The sequence below is a fragment of the Pseudomonas sp. G3-39 genome (genome assembly GCF_054790485.1).
On the sequence record NZ_CP186497.1, the window covers coordinates 5,076,570 to 5,093,388 of the forward strand.

Consider the following 16,819-nt stretch of genomic DNA (forward strand, 5'->3'; position numbering starts at 1 on the left):
AAGCCTAATCAATACCCCCTGTGGGAGCGGGCTTGCTCGCGAAGGCGTCGTGTCAGGCGATTCAAATCTCGACTGATCCCCGCTTTCGCGAGCAAGCCCGCTCCCACAGGGTTCTCCGGTATTCAACGAATTACTTACATGTCTTTCACCAACGCCCGACGAATCCGCTTCTAGACTTTCCCTATCAGCCGAGAATCGGCGCGGGAGAGTGCGATGGGGCGGTGTGCGGGGCTGTTGGGTGTTTTGCTGTTGCTCGGGGGTTGCCAGACCACCCACGAAGACTTGATCGCCAAAGGTTATCCACCGGCCTTCGCCGACGGTTTTGACGATGGCTGCGTCAGTGGCCGGCAAGCCGCCGGTTCGATCAGTGGCGAGTTTCGCAAGAACGTGCCGCGCTATCTCAAGGACAAGCAATACGCCGAAGGCTGGACCGACGGCTTCCGCCAGTGCCAGGCAATGCTGGAAAACAAGAATCGCGAAGAGTATCGCAACGAGCACTGGGACGAACGCGAGCGCGCCTGGCAGCAGCAGAAAGATCAGGACGCCGGGCGGGCTTATCGCTCGCAATAGGTCGCTTCCAGACATCCAGTGAAACCAAATGCCGGCGACCATGGCCCAAACTCTTTGCAGAGGAGGACAGCATGAGCCGCGCTTTCGTCAACGAAGATAACGCCGCTGCGCAAGCCGATCAGCCCGTCGAACGGCAGGTCAGTGCGCAGCCCAATTACGTCACCCCCCAAGGATTGGTGCAGTTGCAGGCTAAAGTCGCCGAACTGCAAGCCCTGCACGCCGAGCAATCGGCCAAGGGCGAACAGGCCGACAAGCAGCGCCAGGCCGATCTCGAAAGAGATTTGCGCTACTTCAACCAACGCCTCGCGAGCGCACAGGTCGCGGCCCCGGCGATCTCGACCGATAAAGTGCAGATCGGCAGCTGGGTGACCTACGCCGACGAACACAACACCGAAAGTCGGGTGCAACTGGTCGGCGAAGATCAGGCCGACGCCAGCCAAGGCCTGATCAACTGGGCTTCGCCGCTGGGCCGGGCGCTGCTCGGCGCCCGGCTCAATGACGAAGTGCTGTGGCAGCGCCCCGCTGGCGATCAGGTGATTGAAGTGATTCGCATCGAACCGGCTTAAACCACACCCTGCGCGAGCATCGCATCGGCGACTTTGACGAAGCCGGCGATGTTCGCGCCTTTGACGTAGTTGATCCGTCCATTCTCTTCGCCGTAATGCACGCAGGCGTGGTGGATCGACTGCATGATCGCGTGCAGCTTGCTGTCCACCTCACCCGCCGTCCACAGCAGGCGCATGGCGTTCTGCGACATCTCCAGACCGCTGACCGCGACCCCGCCGGCGTTCGACGCCTTGCCCGGGGCGAACAGAATGCCGGCCTCGATGAAGATATCCACGGCCGCCAGCGTGGTCGGCATGTTCGCGCCTTCGGCCACGCATACGCAGCCGTTGCGCAGCAGCGTACGTGCGGCGTCTGCATCGAGTTCGTTCTGCGTGGCACACGGCAGCGCGATGTCGCACGACAGCGACCAGGGCAACTGACCGGCGCGGAACTCCAGACCGAACGCCGTGGCCAGTTCGCTGATGCGTCCGCGTTTGACGTTTTTCAGCTCCAGCAGCGCCTGCCACTGTTCTTCGCTCAAGCCCGATTCGCAGTACAGCGTGCCTTCGGAGTCGGACAGCGAAATCACCTTGCCGCCCAGGTCCATGACCTTGCGCGCCGCGTACTGCGCGACGTTGCCGGAACCGGAGATCGCCACGCGCTTGCCTTCGACGGTCTGCCCGCGGCGCTTGAGCATCTCCTCGGCGAAGTACACGCAACCGAAACCGGTGGCTTCCGGGCGAATCAGGCTGCCGCCATAGGTCATGCCTTTACCGGTCAACACGCTGGTGAACTGGTTGCTCAGGCGTTTGTACTGGCCAAACAGGAAACCGATCTCCCGCGCACCGACACCGATGTCACCAGCCGGCACGTCAACGTCCGCGCCGATGTGGCGGTACAGCTCGCTCATGAACGCCTGGCAGAAACGCATGACTTCGGCGTCGCTCTTGCCCTTAGGATCGAAGTCCGAACCGCCCTTGCCGCCGCCCATGGGCAACGAGGTCAGGGAGTTCTTGAAGGTCTGTTCGAAGGCGAGAAACTTCAGCACGCCCATGTTCACCGAAGGATGGAAGCGCAAGCCGCCCTTGTACGGGCCGATTGCGCTGTTCATCTGAATGCGGAACCCGCGATTGACCTGGACCTTGCCCTGATCGTCGACCCACGACACGCGAAACACCACCGCGCGCTCCGGCTCGCAGATGCGCTCCAGAATGCCTGAGGTCAGGTAACGCGGATTGGCTTCGAGAAACGGCCACAGACTGCGCAGGACCTCTTCGACGGCCTGGTGGAATTCGGGTTGATCCGGGTCGCGTTTTTTCAGGCGGGCGAGGAAGGATTCGACGGATTCGATCATGGGAAAAGTCTCGGCAAATTTATTGTCGTTGGAAGCGATTGAGCCGGACTGTAGCAAACGATTTGCGCACAGGAACAGCGCAAAATGTCGCAGTTATGAAATTAAATGGTGCACAGGATATAAATCAGGCGGTTTTTTGAGCTGGTTTCGCACCTGAATGGGGAGGTCAAATCGAAGTAATGCACCAACAATTACACCGCTATCGCGAGCAGGCTCACTCCTACAGGGGACCGTATTTCAATTGTAGGAGTGAGCCTGCTCGCGATGGCCACGACTCGGTATCACTGAAAAAAACTCAAAAAAAACGGAGCCCGAAGGCTCCGCTTTTTCATGCAACCAACCCGAATCAGGCCAGTTTCTTGTGGCGTACCCGATGTGGCTGGGCCGCCGCTTCGCCGAGGCGCTTTTTGCGGTCGGCTTCGTACTCGGTGTAGTTACCTTCGAAGAACACCGCTTGCGAGTCGTCTTCGTACGCCAGGATGTGGGTCGCGACGCGGTCGAGGAACCAGCGATCGTGAGAGATCACAATGGCGGCGCCCGGGAAGTCCAGCAGGGCTTCTTCCAGCGAACGCAGGGTTTCAACGTCGAGGTCGTTGGACGGTTCGTCGAGCAGCAGGACGTTACCGCCCTCCTTCAGGGTCAGCGCCAGGTGCAGACGACCGCGCTCACCACCGGACAGGTCCTTGACGAACTTCTGCTGGTCGCCGCCCTTGAAGTTGAAGCGCCCGACGTAAGTGCGCGACGGAATCTCGTAGTTGCCGATGCGGATCTGGTCGGAACCGTCGGAGATCTGCTGGAACACGGTCTTGCTGCCGTCGAGGTCTTCGCGGCTCTGGTCAACGCAGGCCAGTTGCACGGTTTCGCCGACTTCGATGGTGCCGGAATCCGGAGTTTCCTTGCCCATCAGCATGCGGAACAGGGTCGACTTACCGGCACCGTTACCACCGATCACGCCGACAATGGCGCCCTTCGGCATGGAGAACGACAGGTTGTCGATCAGCACGCGATCGCCGTAACCCTTGGTGACGTTCTTGAACTCGATGACCTTGTCGCCCAGACGCGGACCGGCCGGGATGTAGATCTCGTTGGTTTCGCTGCGCTTCTGGAATTCCTGCGATTGCATTTCTTCGAAGCGTTGCAGACGAGCCTTGGATTTCGACTGACGGGCTTTCGCGCCTTTGCGCACCCACTCCAGTTCTTCCTTCATGGCTTTTTCGTGAGCCGACTGCTGCTTGGATTCGGCCGCCAGACGATCGGACTTGGCTTCGAGCCAACCCGAGTAGTTGCCTTCGTAAGGAATGCCCGCGCCGCGGTCGAGTTCGAGAATCCAGCCAGCAACGTTATCCAGGAAGTAACGGTCGTGCGTGATCGCGACCACGGTGCCCGGGAAGTCGTGCAGGAAGTGCTCCAGCCACGCCACGGAGTCAGCGTCCAGGTGGTTGGTCGGTTCGTCGAGCAGCAGCATGTCCGGAGCGGACAGCAGCAGACGGCACAGGGCCACACGACGTTTTTCACCACCAGACAGGTGTTCGACCTTGGCGTCCCAGGCCGGCAGACGCAGCGCATCGGCGGCGACTTCCAGTTGACGCTCCAGGTTGTGACCATCGCTGGCCTGCAGGATCGCTTCGAGCTTGGCCTGTTCGGCAGCCAGCTTGTCGAAGTCGGCATCCGGGTCAGCGTAAGCGGCGTAGACCTCGTCCAGACGCGCTTGCGCATCCTTGATCACGCTGACGGCTTCCTCGACCACTTCACGCACGGTCTTGGTCGGATCAAGTTGTGGCTCTTGCGGCAGATAACCGATGTTCAGATCCGGCATCGGACGGGCTTCGCCCTCGAACTCGGTGTCGACGCCGGCCATGATTTTCAGCAACGTGGATTTACCCGAACCGTTGAGGCCGAGTACGCCGATCTTGGCGCCGGGGAAGAACGACAGCGAAATGTTTTTCAGGATTTCCCGCTTCGGCGGAACAACTTTGCCCAGCCGATGCATGGTGAAGACGTATTGAGCCATGGAGAACCTTGGGTCAGTGACAGATGAATGATTGGAGCGCAGGCGATGCCCGGCCAGACCGATGCGCGTCGTTCACTTGATGGTCATCAATGCGTGCGCGCGGAAAAAAGTCTGATTCTAGGAGCTGGAACGCTCCCGCGTAACCGGCAAAGCTACCTTAATGACGGAAGGCAGTCCAGCCGAGTGGGGCTGGCACTTCGCCACAACTCAAGGCATGCTAGCCGCCCTTCGGGCGTCCGGCTTATAGTGCACGTCGCGCCAGTCCAGCCAAACCGCAGGATTTCAGCTTGTCCAACGTTACCCCGCCAGCTTCTGTCAGCGCGTCCAATCCGGGGACCGGCTCGCCCCTGCGCGGAACACTGAAGGGTGCATTGGCGACGCTGGTACTTTTGCTGCTGGCCCTGCTGTTCTGGCAACTGCTCGATCAATTGCGCGAGACCCAGAAAAACCAGCGTCAGTACACCATCGACTACACCGCCGACCTCGCCTCGCAGGTCAGCCTGAACATGTCGCTGAATGCGCAAATCGCCCTCAACCTGCTACCGATCGTCGAACAGCCGCAGTCGTCCGACGAACAGCAGGCGCTGCTGCGCAAGCTCCAGCAATCGCTCCCGGACCTGCGCAGTCTGGCCCTGCTCAGCCCGTCCGGGAAAATCCTCAACGACAGCGCCAGCGACAGCCACGACGCCGATTACCTCGCTGAACTGGTGCGCCGCAGCCGCGCTCAGGCGCATTACTTCAGCAACGCCGACGACGGTTCGGTGGTACACCTGTTATTGCATCAGGCCAGCGGCAGCACGCGCGGTTATTGGGCGTTGCGCCTGACCCCGACGTTTTTCGATTCGCTGACCCAGCAGGGCGAAACCGGCATCCGTCCGTTGTGGCTGGTGGAAAACCGTCTCAACCATCAGATCATCAGCCGCGACGAGGCACGGCCTTCGGCCAGGCCTGGCGTCTTGAGCCCGGACGACATGGCCAACACCGTGCTGACCGTGCCGTTGAGCAGCAGCGACTGGCAATTGCGCGGGCTGTTCGACCGCCAGCGCGTGCTCGAAGAACTGCTGCCGGCGTTTATCGGCAAATGCCTGTTGGGGCTGGCGTTCTCGATGCTGCCAGTGATCGCTCTGCTCAACATGCGCCGGCGCCAGCGCCAGTTACATGAAGGCCGCCGGCGCTATCAGGACATCTTCGAAGGCACCGGCGTCGCCCTGTGCGTACTCGACCTCTCGGGCCTCAAGCAGTTGTTCGACAAGGCGCAGATCCAAACCAGCGACCAGCTCAAGGCCTGGCTCGACCAACCGGTCCAGCGCCAGCAATTGCTGCAGGAACTGCGCGTCACCGAGGTCAATCAGGTGGCACTGCAACTGCTCAACGTCAATTCCTGCGAGCACGCCTGGCAGTTGCTGATCGACGGTCAGCCGCACAACCAGTGCGCCATCGGCCACCAGGTGCTCGACGCGGTTCTGCAGCAACAGAATCAACTGGAGCTGGAAATCAGACTGCCGGACATCAACGGCCGCGATCAGCACCTGTGGATGGTTCTGCGCCTGCCACAGGAACAGCACGACTACAAAGCGGTGATTCTGAGCATCAACGACATCACCAGCCGCAAGCTGATCGAACTGTCGCTGCTGGAGCGCGAAGGCTTCTGGTCGGACGTGGTGCGCACTGTGCCGGATCATCTGTACGTGCAGGACGTCATCAGCCAGCGGATGATTTTCAGCAACCACCACCTCGGCCAGACCCTCGGTTACAACCGCTCCGAGTTGCACCAGATGGGCGAGTATTTTTGGGAAATCCTCCTGCACCCGGAGGACGCCGACTATTACCACCGCTCGCGGCAGATGCAGCGGCACGCCGGGTACAGCCAGCTGTTGCAGTGCCAATTGCGCTTCCGCCATCGCGACGGCAAATGGCGGCGCTTCGATATTCGTGAGCAGGCGCTGGCCCGTGACAAACATGATCAGGTCACGCGGATCATCGGCGTGGCCAAGGACATCACCGAGCAGATCGAGGCCAGCGAATCGCTGCGCGACAGCGAGCAGCGCTACCGCATGCTCGCCGAAAGCATCAGCGATGTGATTTTCTCCACCGACAGCAAGCTGTCGTTGAACTACGTCAGCCCGTCGGTGCAGGCGGTGCTGGGTTACGACGCCGAGTGGATCTTCCAGAATGGCTGGCAATCGACGATCGCCAACCCGCAGCAGCTATCCGGCATCTACACCTTGATGGATCGGGTGAGCAAAGCGCTCGACAAGCCTGAGCAACTCGCGCAACTGCGAAGCCAGGTACAGACGCAGATGTTCCTGTTCGACTGCCTGCGCGCCGACGGCCGCAAGATCCCGATCGAGCTGCGGCTGGTGCTGGTGTGGGACGAACACGGCGCGTTCGAAGGCGTGCTCGGCGTCGGTCGCGACATCAGCCAGCAGCGCCGCGCGGAGAAAGACTTGCGCATGGCCGCCACCGTATTCGAGCACTCGACCTCGGCGATCCTGATCACCGACCCGGCCGGTTACATCGTGCAGGCCAACGAAGCCTTCAGCCGGGTCAGCGGTTACGCGGTGTCGGAGGTGCTCGATCAGTTGCCGAACATGCTCACCGTCGACGAGCAACAGGACGCGCACCTGCGCTACGTGCTCAAGCAATTGCATCAGCACAGCACCTGGGAAGGCGAAGTCTGGCTCAAGCGCCGTAACGGCGAGCATTACCCGGCGTGGGTCGGCATCACGGCGGTACTCGACGATGAAGGCGACCTGGCCAGTTACGTGTGCTTCTTCAGCGACATCAGCGAGCGCAAGGCCAGCGAACAACGCATCCATCGTCTCGCTTACTACGACGCCCTGACCCACCTGCCGAACCGCACGCTGTTCCAGGATCGTCTGCACACCGCGCTGCAATCGGCCGAACGGCAGAAGTCGTGGGTGGTGCTGATGTTCCTCGACCTCGACCGCTTCAAACCGATCAACGACTCCCTCGGCCACGCGGCTGGCGACCGCATGTTGAAAGACATGGCCACGCGGTTGCTGGCCTGCGTCGACGATGACGACACCGTGGCGCGCATGGGCGGTGACGAGTTCACCTTGCTCCTGCAGCACCGCTCCAGCCGCGAAATGGCGCTGAACCGAGCGATTCATGTGGCCGAGCAGATTCTTGCCAGTCTGGTGCGCCCATTCGTGCTGGAAGGTCGCGAGTTCTTCGTCACCGCCAGTATCGGCATCGCCCTGAGCCCGCAGGACGGCAACGAACTCAGCCAGTTGATGAAGAACGCCGACACCGCGATGTACCACGCCAAGGAGCGCGGCAAGAACAACTTCCAGTTCTATCAGGCCGACATGAACGCCAGTGCGCTGGAACGTCTGGAGCTGGAAAGCGACCTGCGTCATGCGCTGGAGCAGAACGAATTCGTCCTGTATTACCAGCCGCAATTCAGCGGCGACGGCAAACGCCTGACTGGCGCCGAAGCGCTGCTGCGTTGGCGTCATCCGCGTCGCGGGCTGGTGCCGCCGGGGGATTTCATTCCGGTGCTGGAAGAGCTGGGTCTGGTGGTGGACGTTGGCGACTGGGTGATCAGCGAGGCCTGCCGTCAGCTCAAGACCTGGCACCAGAACCGCGTGCGCGTGCCGAAGGTCTCGGTGAACATTTCGGCGCGGCAGTTCTCCGATGGCCAGCTCGGTACGCGCATCGCCACGATCCTGCGCGAAACCGGGCTGCCACCGGCGTGTCTGGAGCTGGAGCTGACCGAAAGTATCCTGATGCGCGAAGTCAGCGAAGCAATGCAGATTCTGGCCGGGCTGAAAAACCTGGGCCTGAGCATTGCGGTCGACGACTTCGGCACCGGTTATTCGTCGCTGAACTACCTCAAGCAATTCCCGATCGACGTGCTGAAGATCGACCGTACCTTCGTCGACGGCCTGCCGTCCGGCGAGCAGGACGCGCAGATAGCTCGGGCGATCATCGCCATGGCCCACAGCCTCAATCTGGCGGTGATCGCCGAAGGCGTGGAAACCCATGAGCAACTGGACTTCCTGCGCGAACATGGCTGCGATGAGGTTCAGGGCTATCTGTTCGGACGGCCAATGCCGGCGAGCCGGTTTGAAGCGCAGTTCAGCAATGACGCGCTGTTCATGTTCGACTGAACATCGGCGGCGCGCCCTTCGCGAGCAGGCTCGCTCCCACAGGGATTGATGTCGATCACAAAATCGCAGGCCTGCCTCGATTACTGTGGGAGCGAGCCTGCTCGCGAAGAGGCCTTCAAAAGCACCGCACATCTGGCATGAACGCCACTTGTCTGCGACATGATGTCGTTTCATATGCCATCCAAAACCCATTGGGTTAGAATGCCCCCCTTTTCTGCCCCCGATCCTTGAGGACCGCCATGTTCAGCCGTGATTTGACTATTGCCAAGTACGACGCCGATCTCTTTGCCGCCATGGAGCAAGAAGCTCAGCGCCAGGAAGAGCACATTGAGCTGATCGCTTCGGAAAACTACACCAGCCCTGCGGTGATGGAAGCTCAAGGCTCGGTACTGACCAACAAGTACGCCGAAGGCTACCCGGGCAAGCGCTACTACGGTGGTTGCGAGTACGTCGACGTTGTTGAACAACTGGCCATCGACCGCGCCAAAGAGCTGTTCGGCGCCGATTACGCCAACGTTCAGCCGCACGCCGGTTCCCAAGCCAACGCCGCTGTTTACCTGGCCCTGCTGCAAGGTGGCGACACCATCCTGGGCATGAGCCTGGCCCACGGTGGTCACCTGACCCACGGCGCCAGCGTTTCGTCCTCCGGCAAGCTGTACAACGCCGTGCAGTACGGCATCGACGCCAACGGCCTGATCGACTACGACGAAGTCGAGCGTCTGGCGGTTGAGCACAAGCCGAAAATGATCGTGGCCGGTTTCTCTGCCTACTCGCAGATCCTCGACTTCCCACGCTTCCGCGCCATCGCTGACAAGGTCGGTGCCTACCTGTTCGTCGACATGGCGCACGTGGCCGGTCTGGTCGCCGCTGGCGTCTACCCGAACCCGGTGCCTTTCGCTGACGTGGTCACCACCACCACGCACAAGACCCTGCGCGGTCCTCGTGGCGGTCTGATCCTGGCGCGCGCCAACGCCGAGATCGAGAAGAAGCTGAACTCCGCAGTATTCCCGGGCGCCCAGGGTGGCCCGCTGGAGCACGTGATCGCCGCTAAAGCGATCTGCTTCAAGGAAGCGCTGCAGCCTGAGTTCAAGGCTTACCAGGAACAAGTGGTGAAGAACGCCCAGGCCATGGCCGAAGTGTTCATCGAGCGCGGTTTCGACGTGGTGTCCGGCGGTACCAAGAACCACCTGTTCCTGCTGTCGCTGATCAAGCAGGACATCTCCGGTAAAGACGCCGACGCCGCTCTGGGCAAAGCGTTCATCACCGTGAACAAGAACTCCGTGCCTAACGACCCACGCTCGCCGTTCGTCACTTCCGGCCTGCGCTTCGGTACTCCGGCTGTGACCACTCGCGGCTTCAAGGAAGCAGAGTGCAAAGAGCTGGCCGGCTGGATCTGCGACATCCTGGCTGACCTGAACAACGAAGCGGTGATCGACGCCGTTCGTGAGAAAGTCAAAGCCATCTGCAAGAAACTGCCGGTGTACGGCGCGTAATCGCGACGCCAAATCCGCAGCATGAAAAACCGGCCAAGTGATTGGCCGGTTTTTTTATGCCCACATTTTTTCAAACGCCTGAACCGCTCAAGAATGGGACTCACCGCACAACTGGTCAGACCGGTCATGCCAATTCATCAATTTTCACTTGCGATCCGCAAAAATCCGCGCCTAGACTGCACCCGCACTGGACATACCGGTAAGACCACAATAATTAAGTTCTGAATCTGATGCGCCCAAAGGCGCACGGCAGCCAGGACACCGACCAGGATTCCTCCCATGCTCAGATGGTGCTCACGTTCAATCTTCCTCCAAGTGGTTCTCGGACTGGTGCTCGGCATCGTCTGCGGGCTGACCCTTCCCGAATATTCCGCTCAGCTCAAACCCTTGGGCGACGGCTTCATCAAACTGATCAAGATGCTCATCGGCCTGATCGTGTTCTGCGTGGTGGTCAGCGGCATCAGCGGCGCGGGCGACCTGAAGAAGGTCGGGCGCATCGGCCTCAAGTCGGTGATCTACTTTGAAGTGCTGACCACCCTCGCGCTGGTGATCGGTCTGGTATTCGCCTTCAGCACCGGCATCGGCAGTGGCGCGAATATCCATCTGGAGCAACTGTCCGCCGCCGACATGGGCGATATCGCTGAACGCGGCCAGCACATGCACACCACCACCCAGTTCCTGATGGACCTGATCCCGACCTCGGTGCTGGGAGCTTTCGCCGACAACAACATTTTGCAAGTGCTGTTGTTCTCGGTGCTGTTCGGCAGTGCGCTGAATCTGGTGGGCGAAGCGGCCTCCGGAATCTCGCGGCTGATCAACGAACTGAGCCATGTGATCTTCCGGATCATGGGCATGATCGTGCGCCTGGCGCCGATCGGCGTGTTCGGCGCCATCGCCTTCACCACCAGCAAGTACGGCCTCGATTCGCTACAGCACTTGGGCAGTCTGGTCGGCCTGTTTTACCTGACCTGCATGGCGTTCGTCAGCGTGATCCTCGGCGTGGTAATGCGCGCCTCGGGCCTGCGTCTGTGGCCGCTGCTCAAGTACCTGCGTGAAGAGCTGCTGATCGTCATGGGCACCGCTTCTTCCGACGCCGTGCTGCCACAGATCATGCGCAAACTTGAACACCTGGGGATTGGCAGCTCGACGGTCGGGCTGGTGATTCCCACCGGCTATTCGTTCAACCTCGACGGTTTCTCGATCTACCTGACCCTGGCCATCGTGTTCATCGCCAACGCCACCGGCACGCCACTGGCGATGACCGATCTGCTGACGATTCTGCTGGTGTCGCTGATCACTTCCAAGGGCGCCCACGGCATTCCCGGCTCGGCGCTGGTGATTCTGGCGGCGACGCTGACGGCGATCCCGGCGATTCCGGTCGTGGGTCTGGTGCTGGTACTGGCGGTGGACTGGTTCATGGGCATCGGCCGGGCACTGACCAACCTGATCGGCAACTGCGTCGCCACCGTGGCCATCGCCCGTTGGGAAAAGGACATCGATGTGCAACGCGCCAACAAAGTACTCAGCGGTCAGCAGGGCTACACCTTTCAACCGCGTAAAACCGGAACTCCGGCACACCAGCAAGAGTTCTGATTTTCAACCCCGCAGGAGCTGCCGCAGGCTGCGATCTTTTGATCCTGTTTGCGGCAGCCCCAACGGGCTCACGGAGCAAGACAAGTGATCACCACATCAACCGTCGTCAACTCAGTCGTAGAAAAACTGCGCGCCGCCCTCGCCCGCGGTCAGTGGCGCTCCGGCGACATGCTGCCGGGTCAGCGCGAACTGGCCGAACAACTGGGCATCAGCCGCCCAAGCCTGCGCGAAGCGGTGATCGTCCTGGAAACCCTTGGCCTGGTGCGTTCGATGCCGGGCAAAGGCGTGGTGGTGCTCGACGCCCAGCTCAGTGACAGCCAGAGTCACGACAGCGCGGTGGCCGGCGCCAGCCTCGAAGACGTGCTGCAACTGCGCTACACCCTTGAGCCTTTCATCGTCGGTCTGGTCGCGCAGTCGATCAGCAGCAAGGAAGTCGGCCAGTTGCGCCTGACCCTGATGGACATGCGCGAAGCCCTTGAAGCCGGTGACAGTGAAGCCGGGGTCAGCGCCTACATCGCCTTCCACGAGGAGCTGTTCACCCTGACCTCGAACCCGATTTTCCAGAGCGTGGTGCAGCAAACCAGCAATGCCCTCAAGCAAAGCGCCGAAGTGCTGCGCAATTCGCCTGAGCATCTGGCCGAACGCCTGGAAGAAAACGAAGCGGTGGTGCGCGCAATCCGCAGCAAGAACAGCGCTCAGGCCAGCGCCGAAATGCGTCGGCACATTCTGCGTGAAGGCCAGCGCATGGGCGTTGAATTGAACATTCCGGATGACAACCTCAGCCACTGATTGATTCACACTGGAGACCGGCCATGAACAGCCTTGCCACGTCGCCGCACACTCGTCAGATGTCGGCCCCCCTGCCCTTCTCCCGCCTGCAGGCGTCGGCAGACGATCTGTACCCGCGGCTGTTCGACGCGATTCTGGACCGGCGAATCGACCCGGCCAGCCGCTTCACCGAAGACAGTCTCAAGCAGATGTTTGGCGTCAGCCGCGCCGATGTGCGCCGGGTGCTGACGCAGTTGTCCCATGAGCAGGTGATTGTGCTGCGCGCCAACCACCGGCCACGGGTCGCCACACCGGATGCCGAGCAGACCCGGCAAACCCTGCACGCCCGGCGCCTGACCGAAGCGACGCTGGTGCGTCTGGCTTGTCAGAATGCCTCAGCGGAGGGTTTGAAACGCTTGCGCACGCTGGTCGAACGCGAACGTCTGGCCGTGGCTCAGGAACGGCGCGCGGCGGCGATTCGTTTGTCCGGCGAGTTTCATCTGCAGTTGGCACGGATGGCGGGGAATGCACCGTTGGCGCATTTTCTTGGCAGTCTGGTGCCGTTGACGTCGCTGGCGATTGCGCGGTGTGATGGATCGACGCCCGGTTGCTGCGCGTGGCAGGAGCATCTGGCGATTGTCGAGGCGGTCGCGTCTGGGGATATGTCCATGGCTGAGCGACTGATGAATCAACACCTGGATCATCTTGAGCAGACCTTGCTGGGTACAGCCCTTGAGCATCGTGTCGCCGGTTAGATCGCCTTCGCGAGCAAGCCCGCTCCCACAGTGAATTGCATTCCTCCTGACAGAATGCGACCTACTGTGGGAGCGAGCCTGCTCGCGAAGAGGCCATCACTGACAACCAGGATCCATCAGGCAGAAGTCACTCTGGCAAACCCCGCCCGAACTTTCTCTTCCGGCAGATCATCGGCAATAAACACGATCACGCTTTCCCGCGCCTCACCCTCGGCCCACTCGGTGTCCCAGTCGAAACCGTAAAGCTTCAGTACGCCCTGAAACACCAGCCGCCGATCCTCGCCAGCGATGTTCAACACGCCCTTGTAGCGCAACAACTGCTTGCCATGTTCTTCCAGCAGCTCATTCATGAACTCGCTGAGTTGATCGATATCCAGCGGCTGGTCTGTGCGCAGCACCAGGCTGGAGATACGGTCGATGGACGGCGCCTTGCTCACCGGGCGCAGGCTGACCCCGCCGCCCAGGTCAGCATTGAGGTTGAAGCCGCGCACGTCGAGCAGTTCGGCCAGATCGATGTTGCCGTGCTCGACCACGCGTATCGGCGCACGACGATTGATTCGCGTCAGGCGTTCGCTCAGTGCGTTGAACGTCGCCTCATCCACCAGATCGGTCTTGCTCACCAGCAAGCGGTCGGCGAAACCGATCTGCGCCTGGGCGATGGTCTGGGTCAGGTGCAGGTCGGCGTGAGCGGCATCTACCAGGGTGATGATGCCGTCGAGCAGATAGCGTTCGCGCAGTTCTTCATCGATGAAAAAGGTCTGCGCCACAGGCGCTGGATCAGCCAGCCCGGTGCACTCGATCACCAGACGGTCGAAGGCGATTTCACCGCTGTCCAGGCGTTCGAGCAGCAGGTACAGGGCCTTGGTCAGATCGGTGTGGATGGTGCAGCAGACGCAGCCGTTGGCCAGGGTCATGACTTGCACCGGTTCGACGCCGAGCAACTGGGTGTCGATGCCGGCGTCGCTGAATTCGTTCTCGATCACGGCGATCTTCAGGCCATGCTCGGCTTTGAGCAGATGGCGCAACAAGGTGGTCTTGCCGGCACCGAGGAAACCGCTGAGTACCGTTACAGGTATGGGAGAAGACAAAACACGATCTCCTTAAAGAAACACAAAACAAATGTGGGAGCGGGCTTGCTCGCGAAAGCGGTGTGTCAGTCACCACACGTATCAACTGACACTCCGTATTCGCGAGCAAGCCCGCTCCCACAGGGGGACTGCATCAACCGCAGGCTGTCAGCTCAACAGCACTTCGGCCCACCCTTGCCACCGTAACGCGCTTCCTGACGTTCGCGGAAGAACATCTCGTAGCTCATCACCGGTTTGTCCGGGTGTTTGGTTTGCATATGCTCGACGTAGGTGTCGTAGTCGGGCATGCCGACCATCAGGCGTGCGGCCTGACCGAGGTATTTACCGAGGCGACTCAGGTCATTGAACATGGTGCAATCCTCTGGTTACGCGTCCGGCAGGGCCTGGAATGGCGATTCTTTATCCGTTCGCTCTTTTTTGCCCCAGGCAGCGATGCCGACCTTGAGCGCATAGAACAGGATGCTGAAGACCACGAACAGGAACAGCGCAGTGAGCGTTGCGTTGGTGTAGGCGTTGAAGATCACGTGCTGCATCTGCTCGATACTCTTGGCCGGGGCAATGACTTGCCCGGCGGCCAGGGCATCGCTGTACTTCTTGGCCAGCGACAGGAAGCCGATCGCCGGGTTGGCGTCGAACAGCTTGATGAAGCCTGCAGTGGTGGTGCAGATCAGCAGCCAGGCGGCTGGCAGCAGGGTGACCCAGATGTAGCGCTGGCGCTTCATCTTGATCAGGACCACGGTGCCGAGCATCAGCGCGATACCGGCCAGCATCTGGTTGGAGATACCGAACAGCGGCCACAGGGTGTTGATGCCGCCCAGCGGATCGATCACGCCCTGATACAGCAACCAGCCCCACATCGCCACACAACCGGCGGTGGCGATCAGGTTGGCAGTCCACGATTCGGTGCGCTTGAGCGCCGGAACGAAGGAGCCGAGCAGGTCCTGCAGCATGAAGCGCCCGGCACGGGTGCCGGCGTCTACAGCGGTCAGGATGAACAGCGCTTCGAACAGAATCGCGAAGTGGTACCAGAACGCCATGGTGTTTTCACCCGGCAGGACACTGTGCAGGATCTGCGCGATACCGACCGCCAGGGTCGGCGCGCCGCCGGCACGGGCGAGGATGGTGGTTTCGCCGATGTCGTGAGCCACGGCTTGCAGCGCCTCCGGCGTGATCGCGAAGCCCCAGCTGCTGACCATCTGCGCCACCGATGCGACGTCACCGCCGACCACGGCGGCCGGGCTGTTCATGGCGAAGTACACGCCCGGCTCGATCACCGAAGCGGCAACCATGGCCATGATCGCCACGAACGATTCCATCAGCATGCCGCCGTAACCGATGTAACGCGCGTTGGTTTCGTTATCCAGCAACTTCGGCGTGGTGCCCGAAGAGATCAGTGCGTGGAAGCCGGACACCGCACCGCAAGCGATGGTGATGAACAGGAACGGGAACAGACCGCCCTTCCACACCGGGCCGGTGCCGTCGACGAACTGGGTCAGCGCCGGCATTTTCAGCTCGGGCATGGTCACCAGAATGCCGATCGCCAGGGCGATGATGGTGCCGATCTTGAGGAACGTCGACAGGTAGTCGCGTGGCGCGAGGATCAGCCACACCGGCAACACGGCGGCGACGAAGCCGTAACCGATCAGCATCCAGGTGATTTGCACGCCGGTGAAGCTGAAGGCCTTGGCCCACACCGGATCAGCGGCAATCTGCCCACCGAGCCAGATCGAACCGAGCAGCAGCAACACACCGATGACCGAGATCTCGCCGATGCGGCCCGGGCGGATGTAGCGCATGTAGATGCCCATGAACATCGCGATCGGGATGGTCGCCATCACGGTGAAGATGCCCCATGGGCTCTCTGCCAGTGCCTTGACCACGATCAGCGCCAGCACCGCGAGGATGATGATCATGATCAGGAAGCAGCCGAACAGGGCGATGGTGCCGGGGATGCGGCCCATTTCTTCACGCACCATGTCGCCCAGGGAACGGCCGTTGCGCCGGGTCGACATGAACAGGACCATGAAGTCCTGCACCGCACCCGCCAGCACCACCCCGGCAATCAGCCACAGCGTGCCGGGCAGATAACCCATCTGCGCCGCCAATACCGGGCCGACCAGAGGTCCGGCGCCCGCGATCGCGGCGAAGTGGTGACCGAAAAGAATGTGTTTGTTGGTCGGCACATAGTCCAGACCGTCGTTGTTGAGCACGGCGGGGGTGGCCCGACGCGGATCCAGTTGCATCACATTGTTGGCGATGAACAGGCTGTAGTAACGGTACGCGACCAGATAAATGGCCACGGCCGCGACCACGATCCACAAGGCGTTGATCGCCTCTCCTCGGCGCAATGCCACTACGCCCAGGGCGCACGCTCCTACGATTGCCAGCACTAGCCAGGGTAAGTGGCGTAGCAGGCTATTATTATTTTTCATTTTATTATTCCAGCCAGGGTGGACAAGAAAGACAGCCACCCCGAGTTTAGCGCTTACGGCGCCAAAGGCCATA

12 protein-coding genes are annotated in these 16,819 nt (G+C 61.0%); 7 read left to right on the top strand and 5 right to left on the bottom strand.

From position 1 onward, the window contains the following. The first annotated feature begins 213 nt into the window (after positions 1 to 213). Positions 214 to 570: a hypothetical protein gene (locus ACOYXG_RS22890; protein ID WP_460354142.1), complete on the top strand. Its 357-nt coding sequence runs from the start codon at positions 214 to 216 to the stop codon at positions 568 to 570. Between the two features lie 71 nt (positions 571 to 641). Then, positions 642 to 1,136, top strand: coding sequence for a GreA/GreB family elongation factor (locus tag ACOYXG_RS22895; RefSeq protein WP_460354145.1), 495 nt, complete (start codon positions 642 to 644; stop codon positions 1,134 to 1,136). Here ACOYXG_RS22895 and gdhA read toward each other — a convergent pair. Both gdhA and ettA read right to left on the bottom strand, forming a co-directional pair. Then, positions 1,133 to 2,470, bottom strand: a complete 1,338-nt coding sequence (gdhA, locus tag ACOYXG_RS22900) for an NADP-specific glutamate dehydrogenase (RefSeq protein WP_460354147.1) — start codon at positions 2,468 to 2,470, stop codon at positions 1,133 to 1,135. The genes ACOYXG_RS22895 and gdhA overlap by 4 nt on opposite strands. Before the next feature lie 346 nt (positions 2,471 to 2,816). After that, positions 2,817 to 4,481 (bottom strand): energy-dependent translational throttle protein EttA, encoded by a 1,665-nt coding sequence (ettA, locus tag ACOYXG_RS22905; RefSeq protein ID WP_003228391.1) that lies wholly within the window; start codon positions 4,479 to 4,481, stop codon positions 2,817 to 2,819. 287 nt (positions 4,482 to 4,768) lie between these two features. On the opposite strand from ettA, the gene morA reads away from it, so the two are divergent. The 5 genes from morA to ACOYXG_RS22930 all read left to right on the top strand — a co-directional run bounded on the left by morA (position 4,769) and on the right by ACOYXG_RS22930 (position 13,226). Then, positions 4,769 to 8,617, top strand: a complete 3,849-nt coding sequence (gene morA, locus ACOYXG_RS22910) for a cyclic di-GMP receptor MorA (RefSeq protein ID WP_027612833.1) — start codon at positions 4,769 to 4,771, stop codon at positions 8,615 to 8,617. Positions 8,618 to 8,856: 239 nt separating this feature from the next. Further along, complete coding sequence (gene glyA / locus ACOYXG_RS22915; RefSeq protein ID WP_003228394.1) at positions 8,857 to 10,110, top strand: serine hydroxymethyltransferase; 1,254 nt, start codon at positions 8,857 to 8,859, stop codon at positions 10,108 to 10,110. A 279-nt stretch (positions 10,111 to 10,389) separates the two neighbouring features. Beyond that, positions 10,390 to 11,703: a C4-dicarboxylate transporter DctA gene (locus ACOYXG_RS22920; protein ID WP_095139287.1), complete on the top strand. Its 1,314-nt coding sequence runs from the start codon at positions 10,390 to 10,392 to the stop codon at positions 11,701 to 11,703. 84 nt (positions 11,704 to 11,787) lie between these two features. Then, a complete protein-coding gene (locus ACOYXG_RS22925; protein WP_027612834.1) occupies positions 11,788 to 12,492 on the top strand; it encodes a FadR/GntR family transcriptional regulator in 705 nt (234 codons plus the stop codon). A gap of 23 nt (positions 12,493 to 12,515) precedes the next feature. Beyond that, the gene (locus ACOYXG_RS22930) at positions 12,516 to 13,226 is read left to right on the top strand and encodes a GntR family transcriptional regulator (protein ID WP_460354152.1); all 711 of its coding nucleotides are present in this window, start codon (positions 12,516 to 12,518) and stop codon (positions 13,224 to 13,226) included. Positions 13,227 to 13,342: 116 nt separating this feature from the next. Here the strand turns inward: ACOYXG_RS22930 and yjiA are convergent, their stop codons facing one another. The 3 genes from yjiA to ACOYXG_RS22945 all read right to left on the bottom strand — a co-directional run bounded on the left by yjiA (position 13,343) and on the right by ACOYXG_RS22945 (position 16,746). Beyond that, positions 13,343 to 14,314: a GTPase gene (gene yjiA / locus ACOYXG_RS22935; protein WP_460354154.1), complete on the bottom strand. Its 972-nt coding sequence runs from the start codon at positions 14,312 to 14,314 to the stop codon at positions 13,343 to 13,345. 152 nt (positions 14,315 to 14,466) lie between these two features. Next, the gene (locus ACOYXG_RS22940; protein ID WP_003228401.1) at positions 14,467 to 14,664 is read right to left on the bottom strand and encodes a YbdD/YjiX family protein; all 198 of its coding nucleotides are present in this window, start codon (positions 14,662 to 14,664) and stop codon (positions 14,467 to 14,469) included. Between the two features lie 15 nt (positions 14,665 to 14,679). Next, positions 14,680 to 16,746 carry a carbon starvation CstA family protein gene (locus ACOYXG_RS22945; RefSeq protein WP_007963766.1) on the bottom strand — a complete coding sequence of 689 codons (2,067 nt, stop codon included), beginning with the start codon at positions 16,744 to 16,746 and terminating at the stop codon, positions 14,680 to 14,682. Between the last annotated feature and the right edge of the window lie 73 nt (positions 16,747 to 16,819).

Excerpts from the sequence above, each read along its gene's own strand:
- ACOYXG_RS22890 (WP_460354142.1), top strand. The coding sequence starts at position 214 with ATGGGGCGGTGTGCGGGGCTGTTGGGTGTTTTGCTGTTGCTCGGGGGT.
- ACOYXG_RS22895 (WP_460354145.1), top strand. The coding sequence starts at position 642 with ATGAGCCGCGCTTTCGTCAACGAAGATAACGCCGCTGCGCAAGCCGAT.
- gdhA (WP_460354147.1), bottom strand. The coding sequence starts at position 2,470 with ATGATCGAATCCGTCGAATCCTTCCTCGCCCGCCTGAAAAAACGCGAC.
- ettA (WP_003228391.1), bottom strand. The coding sequence starts at position 4,481 with ATGGCTCAATACGTCTTCACCATGCATCGGCTGGGCAAAGTTGTTCCG.
- glyA (WP_003228394.1), top strand. The coding sequence starts at position 8,857 with ATGTTCAGCCGTGATTTGACTATTGCCAAGTACGACGCCGATCTCTTT.
- ACOYXG_RS22920 (WP_095139287.1), top strand. The coding sequence starts at position 10,390 with ATGCTCAGATGGTGCTCACGTTCAATCTTCCTCCAAGTGGTTCTCGGA.
- ACOYXG_RS22930 (WP_460354152.1), top strand. The coding sequence starts at position 12,516 with ATGAACAGCCTTGCCACGTCGCCGCACACTCGTCAGATGTCGGCCCCC.
- ACOYXG_RS22940 (WP_003228401.1), bottom strand. The coding sequence starts at position 14,664 with ATGTTCAATGACCTGAGTCGCCTCGGTAAATACCTCGGTCAGGCCGCA.
- ACOYXG_RS22945 (WP_007963766.1), bottom strand. The coding sequence starts at position 16,746 with ATGAAAAATAATAATAGCCTGCTACGCCACTTACCCTGGCTAGTGCTG.